The organism is Protofrankia sp. CiT1, assembly GCF_917627335.1.
Lineage (GTDB): Bacteria > Actinomycetota > Actinomycetes > Frankiales > Frankiaceae > Protofrankia.
Window position 1 is genome coordinate 6307 of record NZ_CAKJTP010000062.1, and the last position, 14823, is coordinate 21129.

Here is a 14823-nt window from a genome sequence, read left to right on the forward strand (position 1 = left end):
CGCAGGCCCCGGCGCAGGCCCCGGCACCGGATAGCCGCCCGGGTGAACCGGGCGCGCCGCGCGGGCGGCGGGCAGGTCGATATACGCCTGGTGACGGCCGGAGCGCGTGGCGATGACCGTCCGTCCATGCCCGAGCCCGACGAGAACACTGAGGAGGATCGCCAGGCAGACACCGCCGACACCGAGGCCCGCCAGCACCAGCCCGACCGCGAGCGCCCCCCGGACCAGGCCTTCCAGCACCAGGTTCGCCGCCAGGCCCGCGTATGCGCGGGTGGACTGGAGCAGCCCGCGGTCCACGCAGAGCAGGCACCAGGCCGCGCCCGCGGTGAGAATCTCGGCGACACCGCGGGGGTTCGGCAGGGACAGGGCTGTGGCGATCACCCCCCGCAGCAGCAGGCTCGTCATCGCGGTCAGCGCGACCAGCGCGACACCAGCCCGCCGCACCCGCGCGACCCACTGGTCGATCAGTACCGTCTCGCCGGCCTGCTGCCAGGGTGTCACCGTGCGGACGACGCCGACGAGCAGGGCGCTGCCCGGCATGGACACCACGAAGAACAGCGCCAGCAACTGAGCCAGCGTCCCGTAGGAGGCAGTGGACAGCTGACGGGCCAGCAGCAGCGTGACGATCAGGTTCGCGATATTGGCGGTGATCGCGGCAAGCGCCAGCGGGGACGCGCCGCGGATGGCGCCCCGTAGCGCCCGCCGGGATGCCGCCGGGGGCGCGAGCGGGACTCCGCCGACCGGGCCGAGTGCGGGCGGATACGGGCGTTGGGCAAGCGGTACCGCGCCTACATCCACCGCGCCCGGACGGTTGGCTGCTGTGTCATCCCACCAGGTCACGACAGTAGCATTCCCATTGCTAATGGTAACAAGCTGGTAGCTGGAAATCCGTGGCCGGCCATGGCGGACTCCGGCCGGCCGACCCAAAGACACTTCGATCACCCGATTTGATCATCCAGTCTGGTTACCGCCGCATCACACGGGTGACCGCGTTCACCGGACGGGTTCTCCCGCGGGACCGGCGGCCTTCTCGGTCACGAAGATCGCGGTGGATGGGAACAGGCGGCCGCGTACCGGCCCCCACTGGCCCCACACCCGGTCATGGCCCGCCGGCCATTCCGGTTCGATCAGGTCGCGCAGGATCAGGCCGGCCGCCACCAGCTCCCGGACGCGGTCACCGACGGTCCGGTGGGTCTCGGCGTAGCTCGTCCGGCCGGCCCAGTCCCGCTCGACGTATGCTCGCCGGTCGAAGTAGCTCCGGACCACGGTGAGGCCCTCCTTGCCCGGATGATCGGGAAACGACCAGATCATCGGGTGCGTGGTGGAGAAGACCCAGCGCCCGCCGGGACGCAGCACCCGGGCGACCTCGCGCATGACAGCCGCGCTGTCCGCGACGAAGGGGATCGCGCCAAAGGCCGAGCAGGCCAGGTCCACGCTCGTGTCAGCCAGCGGCAACCGGGTGGCGTCGGCCTGGATCAGGGCCACAGCCACCCCGGTGGCGGCCGACAGCGTCCGGGCGTGCCGCAGCTGGCCGGCGGAAAGGTCCAGCGCCACCACGTCCGCGCCGCGAGTGACCAGCCAGCGGGCGCACTGTGCGCCGCCGCAGCCGATTTCCAGCACCGTCCGGCCGCGGACCTCGCCGAGCAGCCGCGCGTCCGCCTCCCGCAAGCCCTCCGGGCACCAGCGGAAGTCGGCGTCCCCGAGGAAGGCGCCGTGCTCGGCCTGGTAGTCATCGGCGGTGGCGTCCCAGTAGCCGCGGTTGGCCCATCTGGCGCTGTCGTCGTCGACATCGCTGTAGCCGAACTCAGCGGGGTGATACCCGCCCGGGGGGTACCGCGGCAGGACGGGCCGGGGCGCGTCCGGTCTGGCGGGTTCTGGTCCGTTCACGGCATCGATCCTCGCAGCGTCTTTCGATCTTCGAATGGGGGGTGGTTGTCCGTTGCGTGCGTCCCCGCGTCCCGATGGTGTTCCCCGGCCGCGTTCTGGTCGCGTCCCGGTCGGGTTCGCGGGTTGCGACGCGATCCACTCCGGCGCGGGACGAGGTTGACCCGCGATGGCGTTGACCACCCTGGACACCGATCCCTAGACTTGGGTCTGGCACGAGAGTCTGTGGATCTCAGACCTAGCAGATCCGCTCGAGCGTCGCTATCGGTACCGACAGTGTTCGTTTTGCACGGTCCCTGTCCCTCCGTCTCGGCGGTTCGATCCGGTCTCCCGTGTATACGACGAACCCGTAGTCCGGAGCCGACCCCTTGACGAGCACCACCGACGTACGACCCGTGGAGACCGTGACCACACCGCCCGCCCCGACCACCCCGCAGGTCGCGGTCAACGACATCGGCTCGGCTGAGGACTTCCTCGCCGCCGTCGATAAAACGATCAAATTCTTCAACGACGGTGACATCGTCGACGGAACCATCGTCAAGGTGGACCGCGATGAGGTGCTTCTTGACATCGGTTACAAGACCGAAGGTGTGATCCCCTCGCGGGAGCTTTCGATCAAGCACGATGTCGACCCGCACGAGGTCGTGACGGTCGGTGATCACGTAGAGGCGCTTGTCCTCCAGAAGGAGGACAAGGAAGGCCGTCTCATCCTGTCCAAGAAGCGCGCTCAGTACGAGCGCGCCTGGGGCACGATCGAGAAGCTCAAGGAGGAGGACGGCGTCGTCAACGGCACCGTCATCGAGGTCGTCAAGGGCGGTCTCATCCTCGACATCGGGCTGCGGGGCTTCCTGCCGGCGTCGTTGGTGGAGATGCGCCGCGTGCGCGATCTGCAGCCCTACGTCGGCCGCGAGCTCGAAGCCAAGATCATCGAGCTGGACAAGAACCGGAACAACGTGGTTCTGTCCCGGCGCGCGTGGTTGGAGCAGACCCAGAGCGAGGTCCGGTCGGAGTTCCTCGCGCAGCTTGCCAAGGGGCAGATCCGCAAGGGCGTCGTCAGCTCCATCGTCAACTTCGGGGCCTTTGTCGATCTTGGTGGTGTCGACGGCCTGGTGCACGTCTCCGAGCTCTCCTGGAAGCACATCGACCACCCGTCGGAGGTTGTGGAGGTCGGCCAGGAGGTCACGGTCGAGGTCCTCGACGTCGATCTGGAGCGCGAGCGGGTGTCGCTGTCGCTGAAGGCCACGCAGGAGGACCCGTGGCGTCAGTTCGCCCGCACCCACGCGATTGGCCAGGTCGTCCCGGGCCGGGTCACCAAGCTTGTGCCGTTCGGCGCGTTCGTCCGGGTGGACGAGGGGATCGAAGGCCTGGTGCACATCTCCGAGCTGGCCGAGCGGCATGTGGAGATCCCCGAGCAGGTCGTGAACGTCGGCGACGAGATCCTCGTCAAGGTCATCGACATCGATCTGGACCGTCGCCGGATCAGTCTCTCCCTCAAGCAGGCGAACGACTCCAGCGCCCTTGTCGGTGAGGGAGAGGCGTTCGACCCGTCCCAGTACGGGATGGAGGCCAAGTACGACGAGCAGGGCAACTACGTCTACCCCGAGGGCTTCGACCCGGAGACGGGGGAATGGCTGCCTGGCTTTGAAGACCAGCAGGCCGAGTGGGAGCGGCAGTACGCCGAGGCGCAGCAGCGCTACGAGGCGCACCAGGCACAGATCCGGGCCGCCCAGGAGGCCGAGGCCGCCGCGGTCGCTCCGTCGTCCTACACCTCCGCGGAGCCCGACCAGCCCGCTTCCGCGATCGATGAGGACGCGCTTCGCCGTCTTCGGGAGCAGTTCGGCCGGGAATAGTCCTAGAACTGGGGCGGGTACGCCCCGGGCAGCGTACGGCGGGGCCCGCGGGAATCTTCCGCGGGCCCCGTGTGCGTCTGGTGTCTGCCGTTCAGTGGCGGACCCCTTCGCGCTCCAGCCGGACCGCTAGTTTCCGCAGGGCCGCGCGGATCCGGGACTTCGCGGTGCCCTCCGGAATGGTGAGCCGGGTTGCCACCTCGCGATAGGTGCATTCGTCGAAGAACGCGAGTTCCACCGTTTCCCGAAGCATGGTGGGCAGCTCCGCCACACCGCGGCGCACGATCGCCGCGGTGATCTCGGCCAGCACCTCGGTATCGGCGGCGGGGGTGTCCGACCGTGCGGCCAGCTCCCGGGCGACGGCATCGGAGGGCCGGCGCGCGTTCTCCCGCCGGAGCCAGTCAATAGCGCGCCGCCGGGTGATGACGGCCAGGTAGGCGCGCAGACTGCCACGGTCGGGATCAAACCGTAACGGGTGTTCCCACAGATGCACCAGGACGTCCTGCGCGATCTCGGCCGCGGCCTCGGGATCCGCGGTGATCCGGGCGGCCACGGCCACGAGGTAGCGGGCATAGCGGGCGTGCACGTCGGTGAGTGCCTGAGCATCGCCGGCGGCGAGCCGGGCATGCAGGTCGCGGAGCTGCTCCGCGGTGAGGTCGGCGGGCCGCGGTGGCTGTGCGGGCGGTGTGGCTGAGGCTGCGGACCGGGTGGTGGGCCGGGCGGGGACCCGTATGAGGGAAGCGTCTGCGGGCGGGTCGTCCGCGCCGCGGGGCGCGGCCGCGGAAAGCACGGCGCGAAGTGTCCCATGACCGAGGTGAGCGGTCCACCAGCACCTGCCTTCGGCGAGTGGTCGGCTCGGCGTGGCATCGATATACCAGAAGATCAACAGAATGCGGGAGGGATCGCCTGGAATTCATCTTGCGGGGGTGACCGGCCGGCCGTCACCGCCCGGCACGGTAGCGGGGTCCGCCGGTGGGTAATACACGGGGCAGCGATGCCGTGACTCGCGAGCCTTCTACCGGCTGTGTGGGTCGGGAACCAGAAGGGCGTGCGGGCGACCGAGGGGGTGGTCTCGTGCAGACCGGTTATCAGTATCCGTTGCTCAGTGTCTTCTGGACGATGCTGTGGTTCTTCTTGTTCATATTGTGGTTCTATCTGTTGTTTGTTGTCATATCAGATATTTTTATGAGCCATGATCTGTCCGGCTGGGGAAAGGCCGCCTGGGTTATTTTTGTGATTGTGCTGCCCTTGTTCGGCGTGCTGGCATATCTGATTTTCCGGGGTGATAGCATGCACGAACGCGCGGCGCGGCGGGCCGCGAGCCAGGACCGGGAGTTCCGCGACTACGTGCGCTCGGTCTCGGGAAGCTCGGCCTCGGGAACGGCGAGCCCGTCCGACGAGCTGACCAGGCTCGCCGAGCTGCGGGATCGCGGTGCGATCTCCGATGCGGAATTCGACCGGATGAAAGCCAAGGTGCTCGCCTGATCCCCTTGTCTGGCCGTTATACGTGCTGTACGTGTTATATGTGTTGGGGTTGTTGGTTGTGGATAGCGCGGTTGCTGTGGCCGTACGTCATGCCCGGTGGGGGCTGTTCGGTCCTACCGGTGGGCTGGCAGCAGCGGCGCTCTCGACAGCAGCGTGAGCAGCTGGCGCAGCTCCGCGGGGACCGGCTCGCTGAAGCGCCGGACGAGCCGATGTCCGCCCCGGTCGACCTCCAGGGTGTAGGTGAAGCGGTCGGGGCGGGCCGCCAGGGTGGACGGGCGGTCCGGACGGCCGCCGGACGCTTCCACGCCAGCGACGAGGCCACGCAGCCGCGCGGCCTCGTCGGCGGGGAGCGCGGCGCTGTCGAGACCACGCCTGATCGCTTGTCCGACAAACCCCCCCGACCGTTCCAGGACGATCCGCACGTGTTCATCACTCATTCCATGATTGTCACCTATGATCGTGTCGCTGGCTCGAGTTCGGACCAGCCGGCATCGCGCTGCCGGGAACCTGGGACGCGCCCCTGTTGCCCGGCGTTCTTACCCGGTGACGCTGACTACACGGTGACGCCGACGGCGCGCCATGCCTGCGTGACAGCCGTCACTTCGTCGGCGCCGAACAGCAGCCGGGCCTGCCGGACGGTGAGCGCGGCGAAGGCCCGGAAGGTGGAGTTCGGCCGCAGCCGCGCTGCCCGTAGCGTGTCGTACCAGATGAGGCCGGTCTTTTCCCAGGCCTTTCCGCCGATGGCCGCCGCGGCGAGGTAGAAGGCGCGGTTGGGGATGCCGGAGTTGATGTGCACGCCGCCGTTGTCGGTCGTGGTGCGAACATAGCCATCCATGTGGCCGGGCTGGTTGTCCTCCCCGAGTACTGGGTCATCGAACGCCGTGCCAGGCTCTTTCATGGACCGCAACGCAGCCCCGGCCACACCCGGAGCGAGCAGATCCGCCCCGATCAGCCAGTCGGCCTGATCGGCGGTCTGCCCCAGCGCGTACTGCTTGACCAGCGAGCCGAACACATCACTCAACGATTCGCTGAGGGCGCCTGGCTGGTTGAAATACATCAGCTGCGCCTCGTCCTCGGTCACGCCGTGTGTCAGTTCGTGTCCGATGATGTCCAGAGAGGTGGTGAAACCGCTGAACAGCTCGCCGTCGCCGTCGCCGAAAACCAGCTGCCGACCGTCCCAGAACGCGTTGTCGTAGTGGTCGCCGTAGTGGACGCTCGCGCGCAGCGTGACTCCCTCGTCGTCGATGGAGTCACGGCCGTAGACGTCCCGCAGGAAGGCGAAGGTCGCGCCGAGGCCGTCGTACGCCTCGTTGACGGCGGTGTCCCCGGTGGGATCGCCGCCTTCGGCGCGTACGGGCCGCCCCGGCAGGATCTCCGTGCCGGTGGCGTCGCAGACGACCCGGTCGGCGGTGCCGGCCGGCGCCAGCCGGGGCAGCAGCGTGTCTGTGGGGCGGTTGCGCAGCAGGGCGTTATACATCCGCACGGAGCGCACCGAGGTGTCGTGGGCCAGTGTGGACAGCGCCCAGGAGCGCTGCTCGTCGGTGCCGTTGCGCGCGATGCGCTCGAGCAGGTGCGACGGTACCGCGCAGGGCGCGTGGCGGTGGTATCCGGCCATGAGGCAGCTCCTGGAGGACGGACGTGAACGTCGGATGCCGCTCTTCGGCCACGGCGCGACCAGCGGCCGGAACGTCACGGGCTCACCGCCGACCATGATGGATATCGCGATATATGTCTACTATTATTTTTTATATATTGTTTTTCGATTTCGGTCACTCACCGGAGTTGGTCCGCTGCCCGAACCCAGGTCCAGGCCCCGTGTCCCCTCGTGCCGGATGCCGCTCTTATCCGGATGCCGCCGTATCGGGGACAACCGGGGATGCGGCAGACTCGGCGACGTGCTGCGAGTGGGGCTGACCGGTGGGATCGGCGCGGGCAAGAGCGCGGTGGCGCGTATGCTGGCCGGCCACGGTGCCGTTGTGATCGACGCGGACGCGATCGCGCGGGAGGTCGTCGCCGTGGGCACGCCGGGGCTGCTGGCCGTTGTGGCGGAGTTCGGGCCGCATCTGCTGCGTGCCGATGGCAGCCTTGATCGGGAGGCGCTCGGGGCGGTGGTGTTCGCCGACTCCGCCGCCCGCCGTCGCCTGGAGGCGATCACACATCCGCTGGTCGGTGCGGAGGCGGTCCGCCGTATGGCCGCCGCTCCCAGCGACGCGGTGGTCGTGTACGACGTGCCGTTGCTCGTCGAGGCCGGGCTCTCCGGCGGTTACGATGTGATTGTCGTCGTGGAGGCGCCACCTGGCGTCCGCCTTGCCCGCCTGGAGGCTCGGGGGCTGGGGCGGGAGCAGGCGCTGGCGCGGATGGCGAACCAGGCGTCGGATTCCGCTCGCCGCGCGGTGGCCGACATCCTGCTGGACAACAGCGGCAGTTTGGAAGATCTTCGTGCTCGGGTGGACGAGGTGTGGACGAGCCTGCGCGGCCGTTGCCCGTAGGCCGGCGACGCGGCGTCGCGGGGCCAGGGCACGCACCTCGCCGCATCGCTCCCCATCCATCGCCGCGCGATGCACGGGTACCCCGGCTCGTCGGTCGCCACCCACCACCTCCGGTGGCTCCCTCCGCCGCCTCGCGCCGCACGCACCCCAGCCCCGCCCCTTGATCCACACCCCTGTTGCCGGAGCCTCTTACCGATGCCGGCCGGAAACTGTCGGACCGCTGTGGTGTTGTAGGACACGTGCCTCCCACCACTGATCACCCCGCCGCTGATCATCCTGGTAGCGATCGCCCGGGTAACGGCATTGACCGTTCGACCGCGCCGTTGCGGGTCGTGTCGGACTTCGAGCCGTCCGGTGACCAGCCGGCCGCGATCGCGGAGCTCGCCCGCCGCGTCCGTGCCGGTGACACCGACATCGTCCTGCTCGGCGCGACCGGTACCGGCAAGTCGGCGACCACCGCGTGGCTCGTCGAGCAGGTGCAGCGCCCGACCCTGGTGATGGCACCGAACAAGACCCTCGCCGCGCAGCTGGCCAACGAGTTCCGGGAGCTGCTGCCGCACAACGCCGTCGAGTACTTCGTGTCGTATTATGACTACTATCAGCCAGAAGCGTATATCGCCCAGACCGATACCTATATCGAGAAGGACTCGTCCATCAACGAGGAGGTCGAGCGGCTGCGCCATTCGGCCACCATGAGCCTGCTCACGCGTAGGGACGTGGTGGTGGTGGCAAGCGTGAGCTGCATCTACGGTCTGGGTACTCCGCAGGAGTATGTCGAGCGTATGGTCCGGCTGCGAGTCGGGGACGACATAGAGCGTGACAGGTTGCTGCGCCGGTTCGTCGATGTCCAGTACACCCGCAACGATCTTGCCTTTACCCGGGGAACGTTCCGCGTTCGCGGCGACACCATCGAGGTGTTTCCCGTCTACGAGGAGCTCGCCGTCCGGATCGAGATGTTCGGTGACGAGATCGAACGGATGGCCTATCTGCATCCGGTGACTGGGGAGATCGTCCGTGAGGCGAGTGATGTGTTCGTCTTTCCCGCCTCGCACTATGTCGCCGGCCCGGAACGGATGGAGCGGGCGATCGCGGGCATCGAGGCGGAGCTCGCCGAGCGGCTCGCCGAGATGGAACGCCAGGGCAAGCTGCTGGAGGCCCAGCGGCTGCGGATGCGCACCACCTACGACATCGAGATGATGCGCCAGGTCGGTTTCTGCTCCGGGATCGAGAACTACTCCCGGCACATCGACGGACGTGCGGCCGGCACCGCGCCGCACACGTTGCTCGATTACTTCCCGGACGATTTCCTGCTGGTCATCGACGAGTCGCATGTCACGGTCCCGCAGATCGGCGGGATGTTCGAGGGCGACATGTCCCGCAAGCGCAACCTGGTCGAGCACGGTTTCCGGCTGCCGAGCGCCATGGACAACCGGCCGCTGCGCTGGGAGGAGTTCTGCGCGCGCATCGGCCAGACCGTGTATCTGTCGGCGACACCCGGGCCATACGAGCTGTCCCGGTCCGATGGGGTGGTCGAACAGATCATCCGGCCGACCGGCTTGCTTGATCCGGAGGTCGTGCTGAAGCCGACCAAGGGCCAGATCGACGACCTCATCGGTGAGATCCGCACGCGCGCCGAACGTGACGAACGGGTGCTGGTCACCACGCTGACCAAGAAGATGGCCGAGGACCTCACCGACTACCTCCTCGAACTCGGTATCCGGGTCCGTTACCTGCACAGCGAGGTTGACACGCTGCGTCGCATCGAGCTGCTCACCGAGCTGCGCAAGGGTGAGTTCGATGTGCTGGTGGGTATCAACCTGTTGCGGGAGGGGCTTGATCTGCCCGAGGTCTCACTGGTCTCGATCCTCGACGCGGACAAGGAGGGTTTCCTGCGGTCGGACAAGTCGTTGATCCAGACTATCGGCCGAGCGGCTCGCAACGTCTCCGGTCAGGTGCACATGTACGCCGACACGGTGACTCCGTCGATGCGCAGGGCGATCGACGAGACGAACCGCCGGCGCGCGAAGCAGATCGCGTACAACGCCGAGCGCGGCGTCGATCCCCAGCCACTGCGTAAGAAGGTCATCGATATCCTTGACGACCTCGTGCGGGAGAGCGCACAGGGCGAGCTGATCGGTGGCGGTGGTCGCGCACAGTCCCGTGGGCAGACGCCGGTAGCCGGCATGCCGTCGAAAGCGGGCCATGACGGCGCGGTCGGACGCCACGCCGCGCAGTTGGCGGGCATGCCCAGCTCCGACCTGGCACAGCTCATCCGCCAGCTTGATGACCAGATGCACGAGGCAGCCAAGGAGCTGCGGTTTGAGCTGGCCGCCCGGCTGCGGGACGAGATCGCCGAGCTGAAGAAGGAACTGCGCGGCATGCAGGCGGCGGGCATATAGCTGCTCCGTCGCCTTCTCGCCTTCTCGCCGACCGGGATGCCGGCTCCGCGGAACGCCTGAAGCCACGCGGTCAGTAGGTCCGTAGAAAATCCATGCCAGCGATGCGGTCAATCGATTTCTTGAGCTGTTCGGGATCTCCACCCGTGATCGTTATTTCCATCATCAAAACGAGATCTTTTCTGCTCGGATACTGGTACCGTTTGTTTTCCTCCGCCTCTTCGGGGGCATCCATGTTCTGCTCGATCCGAGCTTCGAAGGCGGCTCCATCAAAGGAGTAGTACGCGCCGAAAAAGCTACTGTCGTGCGCTTCTGGTACCACGCCGAGCGCATCGCCGATCTCCTCGGCCAGCGTGTCGATGTCAGCCCGGCGGGATCCGTAGAGAAATATTTCGTCCGTCATTGTGGGAAAATAATCGAAGGCGATCTGCTGACCGCCGCGGAAAGGTCTCGATACGACATGAAGGCGACTTTTCTGCCGGCCAGGCCAGAAAGTTCTCTACTGAGGGTGAGCAGGTCGAGCGCCTTGAGCTCGCGATTTCTGAGTGGGGCGGTCCGATTACCGTGCCCGCGAATCTCGACGCCAGCCTCCCGCGCCCGTCTGAAAAGCGACTGATCGGCAATCGCGACGTCGAAGTCGCTCTTTCTGGCCACGTCGAACGGCACCCTTTCTCGGAAACTGGCCCCGGTCACAGAACTTCCGTGCATGATACCCCGCGCTTCCGGATATCCGGCCTGTCGTAGGCCCTTGTGCAGGGTATCGGCGAACCGCTGGAACTCCTCCTGGCCGGCGAAACCGAGCGGGACGCCGTCACGGATGTGGTGCCGCGGTCCCCGCGGCGACCGAAACGTGTCGGGAGCGCTGCGATGGGCGTTACCGCGGAGGTCACTGGTGGCCATCCGGATATGGCCGTCGGGGGTGGCGGCCGCCGGGTGGGAGAGCAGGCCTTTTGCCAGCATGGCGGGGTGGCCGCGCGCGCCGCGCAGATGCGCGGCCATGGTGGTGAGGCGGAGCTGGGCGGCGGTGCGGGCGTCGCGGGTGAGAGCGGCACCCCCGCGCAGGCCACGGGCGAGCCCCGCGGTGGTGGTGAAGCCCCTGCCGCCGGGGACGCAGCCGAGTAACGCGAAGCCGACCTCCCAGCCGGAGGCCTCGCCGTTGGCGTAGGCGGTCAGCGCGTCGGCCAGGATGACAAGCGCGGCGGCGCACACGATCCAGGCGGCTGGTCCGCCGATGAGCATCGCGATGACGCCGAAGACAGCGACGGTGATTTTCGCGGCCCGGACGGTGGCATGCCAGGCCGCGCCGGCGGCTTTTTTGATTTTTTCCCAGGACCACCAGGGCCTGTCGCGGATGCCGGCGTGGGACGCGGCCTGGATGGCCCGAGCGCAGGTATGTGCCGCGTGCGCGCGCAGCTGGCCTGCGGCAAGGGCGAGGCGGCGGGCGGTCTCGATCTCGTCCTGGGCGCTGTGAACAGTGCCGCGGGCCCGCTCGAGGCGGGTCTGGGCGGTTTCGTGGTCGCGCAGTGCCCGCGTGACCTGGGCTGGGTCTGGCCACCCGGCTCCCGCGGCATCGGGATGGTGCGCGCGGGCCAGGGCCGTGAGGCTGGCGGCCGCGCTGGTCAGTGCGGTCTGGGCCGGGCCGAGGAGCGTTTCGGCGTGGTCGCGGCGGGCGCGGGCGTCGCGGCCACGGGAGAGCGCGTGGCCGGCCTGTGCCTGGGCGGTGTCCAGGATCGGTGCGTAGGCCTTGAGCGCCTGGCCGGCCATCCGGTAGGAGGTCTCGAGCCGGGACAGCCGCTCGGGCAAGCCGTTGAGCCCGTCGCGGAAGGTATCCCCGGCGGCACCGAGCCAGGCCTGGGTGACGCTGCCGGTGGTAGCCGCGGTGACCTGCCCGCGCGCGTGTTCGACGTCAGCGGCGAATGCCAGGAAACGCCGGGCGAGATCCCGGATGGCATAAAGGTCGCCCGGAGCCGGATCCTTATCAAGGCCGAGGACGCTCCAGTCGCTGGGACGGCTCATCGGCGCGGCGCGTATCCGGCCAGGCCGGGCTTTGGGCCTGCCGGTCGGGATGTGTGCTCCGCGGAACGCGCTCGATGGACGCGGGGATCGTGCAACAGCGGGCGTGGAGCTGTCATGGACACCGTCCAGGCAGGGTCAGGGACAAAGGCTTAAAAGCGGATAATTACGGGCAGATGGTCTGATAGTAGCGCGTATAGTGATTCTTCGGCCACCCTGACGGGTGCCCGGTCGGCGAGGCCACCGGGCCTGGCCGACTGCCGCGGGAGCCGCTGTCTCGCTGAGGCGGCCGAGGAAGCCCGACCGGCCTCGTGGGCTCCGGACCGGCGTGGGTGGGGCGCGTGTCCGGCGGCCTTGGGAGGGATCTCATAGCGCGATCTTTGTCACGGCTTGCGGCCGCGACGGAAAGGGGATCGAAGGGTCATGACCGTCGATCAGGTGGCAACGGGAACGGTCCGCACGCCGGTCTCGGTGCGCCCCGGGGCGGCTGTGAGCATCGGCGTCCTGAGCTTTGTGCTGGGTGCCTGGACGCTTCCCACCACGGTGCCGGGCAGATCGTCCGTCGCGTATCTGTCCGCCGGTCTCGTCGGCGCCGGGCTTCTTCTCGCGCTGCTGCTGGCTGCCGACCTCGCCCGGGCCGCCGTTGCCCGTCGGGCCGGCGTACGGGTGGATGGGGTCACGGTCGGTGTCTTTGGCAGCCGGCTGCGGGCCGCCACCGTCGACAGCCACGAACCGCGGACGGGAGCCCGCGTCGCCTGTGTCGGGCTGCTGGTCAGTGGGCTCGGTGGAGCGGGTTTCGTCACGCTTGGTTGGCTGGCCCCGAGCGGGGGGCTGGCATTGGCTGGCAGCGCCGGGTTCTGGGCCGGTGCTCTTGCGTTGCTGATGACGTTGTCGGAGCTGCTGCCCACGCCGCGGACCGATGGCGGGCGGCTGCTCACCGCGATCGTCCACCGGTGGACCGGCAGCCGTGAGCAGGCGGGCATGGCAGTCGCCCGAGCTGGAATGATCACTGGTTGGATCCTGATCGCCGCGGGGGCGGCGTCGGTCTTTGTGGTGGGTGCGCTGGGTCTGTGGGTCGCGCTGCTCGGTTGGCCCGCTCTCGCCTCGGGCCGGGCGGAACGATCCCGGCTGCGTACGAACACGATGCTTGCGGGCGTCCGGGTCGGGGATGTGATGGGTCCCGCACCCGAGATCCTGCCCGGTTGGCGGACAGTGTCCGCGGCTGTCGAGGAGATGGCGCGCACGCGGATGCCCGCGGGGGGACAGACGGTGTTTGCCGTGGCCGACGTCAACGGCGCTCTCACCGGAGTGACACAACTGTGTGATCTTGTTGCGGTTCCGGGTGAGGACCACGGGTCTGCCCGAGTGGCGAAGATCAGCGTCCCGCTGGCCGCGGTACCCACCACCACGCCGGGTGAGTTGCTGAGCGATCTGCTCCCGCGGCTGGCTGAGCGTCCGGATGCCGGCTGCGCACTTGTCCTGGACGACGACGAGGGCGAGGCCGGCGACGGAATGTCCGGGGACGCAGCCCTGAACGCCGCGGCCAGGCCGCGACTGATCGGTACAGTCGGCTATCCGGAGATCGCAAGGGCGTTGGCGACGGTCACGCCGCTGCCCACGGGGAGGGCCGTGGCGCCGGCTTCCAGCACGCGAACCGGCCGTGACTGATCCTTCCGGTCGTGTTCCCACGCCGTGCCCGGCTGTCTGCGTGCGTGCGGCAGGAGCGCGCGGCGGCGCTGAACGGCTCGCTCGGGCTGCCGGGAGCGTGGCGCCCCGCGAGTAATGTTGCGGCCATGACGATCAGGAGTGCCGAGGCATTGATCAGTGCTCCGCCCCTTGATTACCTGGCGGTGGGGAACCCGACGGTCGATGTCCGTCCCGATGCGTCGCTCGCGGTCGGCGGGAGCGTGGTCTACGCCATCATCCAGGCGGCACGCCTTGGCCTGTGCGCCGCTGGAGTCGGGCGGGGCCGGGGTTCCGAACTGGCACCGGTCTGGTTGCCGTTCGCGACGGAGGCGGTCCTCTACATCCAGCCTTCGGCGGACACGACACGGTTTCGTAACGAAAGCATTGATGGTCTTCGGGCGCAATGGCTGGAAAAATCCGCGGGCCGGGCGTCAGGCCTCGACAGGCTTCCGGAAAGCCGCGTGCTGCACCTGGCCCCCGTCGCACGGGAGATCCTCCTTGAGGAGGCCGCTCGAGCGAGTGCGCGGAGCCTGCTCGGACTGACCCCGCAGGGGCTGATCCGCTCCTGGGACGAGCACGGCCGCGTCCACCACCAGCCCCTTGAGATCGACGGTCCGACCGCCGCGCACCTGGACGTGGTGGTGTTTGCGGACTATGAGGCGCCCTACCTGGCAAACGTGGCCGAGGCGGTTCGGCGGGCCGGCGGAATCGTCGTGGTCACCAAGGGAGCCGGCGGATGCGAGGTCCTGCTGACAAACGGTACGCAGGAGTTCCCGGCTGCCGCGACATCTCAGCTCATCGACGACACCGGGGCCGGTGACGTTTTCGCCAGTGCGTTGTTCATCTCGCTGGAAGGCGGGAGCACGGTGAGCGAGGCGGTCCGGTTCGCGACCGCGGCGGCGGCCCTGAGTATCGAGGGGATCGGCCCGCGGGCGATCGCGTCCCGTGAGGAGATTGACACGTTCACCGGTGCGGCCAGCACGGCGCTCCCTTTGTGAGGGACGGCCCGCGGGATGCTGCCCC

The 14823-nt window shown here is 68.4% G+C and carries 12 protein-coding genes and 1 pseudogene; 6 read left to right on the forward strand and 7 right to left on the reverse strand.

Annotated features, from left to right (window positions below; genetic code table 11):
- Together MJ785_RS12145 and MJ785_RS12150 are read right to left on the reverse strand one after the other, a co-directional pair.
- Nucleotides 1-840: pseudogene (locus MJ785_RS12145) on the reverse strand (hypothetical protein); the annotation flags it as partial.
- A gap of 153 nt (nucleotides 841-993) precedes the next feature.
- The gene (locus MJ785_RS12150) at nucleotides 994-1842 is read right to left on the reverse strand and encodes a class I SAM-dependent methyltransferase (RefSeq protein ID WP_239311182.1); all 849 of its coding nucleotides are present in this window, start codon (nucleotides 1840-1842) and stop codon (nucleotides 994-996) included.
- 410 nt (nucleotides 1843-2252) lie between these two features.
- Between MJ785_RS12150 and rpsA the strand changes: the two genes are divergently transcribed.
- Nucleotides 2253-3734, forward strand: coding sequence for a 30S ribosomal protein S1 (gene rpsA, locus MJ785_RS12155; RefSeq protein WP_239346579.1), 1482 nt, complete (start codon nucleotides 2253-2255; stop codon nucleotides 3732-3734).
- 91 nt (nucleotides 3735-3825) lie between these two features.
- Here the strand turns inward: rpsA and MJ785_RS12160 are convergent, their stop codons facing one another.
- Nucleotides 3826-4521: an RNA polymerase sigma factor gene (locus tag MJ785_RS12160; protein WP_239311175.1), complete on the reverse strand. Its 696-nt coding sequence runs from the start codon at nucleotides 4519-4521 to the stop codon at nucleotides 3826-3828.
- 329 nt (nucleotides 4522-4850) lie between these two features.
- Here MJ785_RS12160 and MJ785_RS12165 point away from each other — a divergent pair, with 329 nt between their 5' ends.
- Nucleotides 4851-5216 (forward strand): SHOCT domain-containing protein, encoded by a 366-nt coding sequence (locus tag MJ785_RS12165; protein WP_239311180.1) that lies wholly within the window; start codon nucleotides 4851-4853, stop codon nucleotides 5214-5216.
- Nucleotides 5217-5329: 113 nt separating this feature from the next.
- On the opposite strand, the gene MJ785_RS12170 is transcribed toward MJ785_RS12165, so the two are convergent.
- On the reverse strand, nucleotides 5330-5653 hold the full coding sequence (locus MJ785_RS12170; protein WP_239311174.1) for a protealysin inhibitor emfourin: 324 nt from the start codon (nucleotides 5651-5653) through the stop codon (nucleotides 5330-5332).
- Between the two features lie 116 nt (nucleotides 5654-5769).
- Nucleotides 5770-6831, reverse strand: a complete 1062-nt coding sequence (locus MJ785_RS12175) for a M4 family metallopeptidase (protein ID WP_239311173.1) — start codon at nucleotides 6829-6831, stop codon at nucleotides 5770-5772.
- Between MJ785_RS12175 and coaE the strand changes: the two genes are divergently transcribed.
- Nucleotides 6830-7705, forward strand: a complete 876-nt coding sequence (gene coaE, locus MJ785_RS12180) for a dephospho-CoA kinase (RefSeq protein WP_370652935.1) — start codon at nucleotides 6830-6832, stop codon at nucleotides 7703-7705. The genes MJ785_RS12175 and coaE overlap by 2 nt on opposite strands.
- 239 nt (nucleotides 7706-7944) lie before the next feature.
- Complete coding sequence (uvrB, locus tag MJ785_RS12185; protein ID WP_370651644.1) at nucleotides 7945-10104, forward strand: excinuclease ABC subunit UvrB; 2160 nt, start codon at nucleotides 7945-7947, stop codon at nucleotides 10102-10104.
- 70 nt (nucleotides 10105-10174) lie between these two features.
- On the opposite strand, the gene MJ785_RS12190 is transcribed toward uvrB, so the two are convergent.
- Nucleotides 10175-10504, reverse strand: coding sequence for a hypothetical protein (locus MJ785_RS12190; RefSeq protein ID WP_239311172.1), 330 nt, complete (start codon nucleotides 10502-10504; stop codon nucleotides 10175-10177).
- A complete protein-coding gene (locus tag MJ785_RS12195; protein ID WP_239380908.1) occupies nucleotides 10501-12117 on the reverse strand; it encodes a putative T7SS-secreted protein in 1617 nt (538 codons plus the stop codon). Before MJ785_RS12195 ends, MJ785_RS12190 begins: the two co-directional genes overlap by 4 nt.
- 420 nt (nucleotides 12118-12537) lie before the next feature.
- On the opposite strand from MJ785_RS12195, the gene MJ785_RS12200 reads away from it, so the two are divergent.
- Nucleotides 12538-13782 (forward strand): peptidase M50, encoded by a 1245-nt coding sequence (locus MJ785_RS12200; RefSeq protein WP_239377092.1) that lies wholly within the window; start codon nucleotides 12538-12540, stop codon nucleotides 13780-13782.
- A 44-nt stretch (nucleotides 13783-13826) separates the two neighbouring features.
- Complete coding sequence (locus MJ785_RS12205; protein WP_239380910.1) at nucleotides 13827-14798, forward strand: PfkB family carbohydrate kinase; 972 nt, start codon at nucleotides 13827-13829, stop codon at nucleotides 14796-14798.
- Nucleotides 14799-14823 lie beyond the last annotated feature (25 nt).

Coding starts and splice junctions, on each gene's coding strand:
- MJ785_RS12165 (WP_239311180.1), top strand. CDS start 4,851: ATGCTGTGGTTCTTCTTGTTCATATTGTGGTTCTATCTGTTGTTTGTT.
- MJ785_RS12170 (WP_239311174.1), bottom strand. CDS start 5,653: ATGAGTGATGAACACGTGCGGATCGTCCTGGAACGGTCGGGGGGGTTT.
- coaE (WP_370652935.1), top strand. CDS start 6,830: ATGAGGCAGCTCCTGGAGGACGGACGTGAACGTCGGATGCCGCTCTTC.
- MJ785_RS12175 (WP_239311173.1), bottom strand. CDS start 6,831: ATGGCCGGATACCACCGCCACGCGCCCTGCGCGGTACCGTCGCACCTG.
- MJ785_RS12190 (WP_239311172.1), bottom strand. CDS start 10,504: ATGACGGACGAAATATTTCTCTACGGATCCCGCCGGGCTGACATCGAC.
- MJ785_RS12195 (WP_239380908.1), bottom strand. CDS start 12,117: ATGAGCCGTCCCAGCGACTGGAGCGTCCTCGGCCTTGATAAGGATCCG.
- MJ785_RS12200 (WP_239377092.1), top strand. CDS start 12,538: ATGACCGTCGATCAGGTGGCAACGGGAACGGTCCGCACGCCGGTCTCG.